The organism is Chryseobacterium sp. SIMBA_038, assembly GCF_046535115.1.
Lineage (GTDB): Bacteria > Bacteroidota > Bacteroidia > Flavobacteriales > Weeksellaceae > Chryseobacterium.
Genome location: NZ_JAWRXH010000088.1, coordinates 1 through 303 on the forward strand (window position 1 = coordinate 1; position 303 = coordinate 303).

Genomic DNA, 303 nt, shown 5'->3' on the forward strand with positions numbered 1-303 from the left:
ATAGGGGCTGACGCCTGCCCGGTGCTGGAAGGTTAAGAGGAGCGCTTAGCGTAAGCGAAGGTGCGAATTGAAGCCCCAGTAAACGGCGGCCGTAACTATAACGGTCCTAAGGTAGCGAAATTCCTTGTCGGGTAAGTTCCGACCCGCACGAAAGGCGTAACGACTTGGGCGCTGTCTCGGCAAGAGACCCGGTGAAATCATAATACCTGTGAAGATGCAGGTTACCCGCGACAAGACGGAAAGACCCCATGGAGCTTTACTGTAGCCTGGTATTGGAACTTTGTGCATCATGTACAGGATAGG

Annotated in this window: 1 rRNA gene; it reads left to right on the top strand. The window is 53.5% G+C overall.

What is annotated here, in order from left to right:
• A 23S ribosomal RNA gene (locus SB689_RS22840) occupies positions 1-303 on the top strand; the annotation flags it as partial.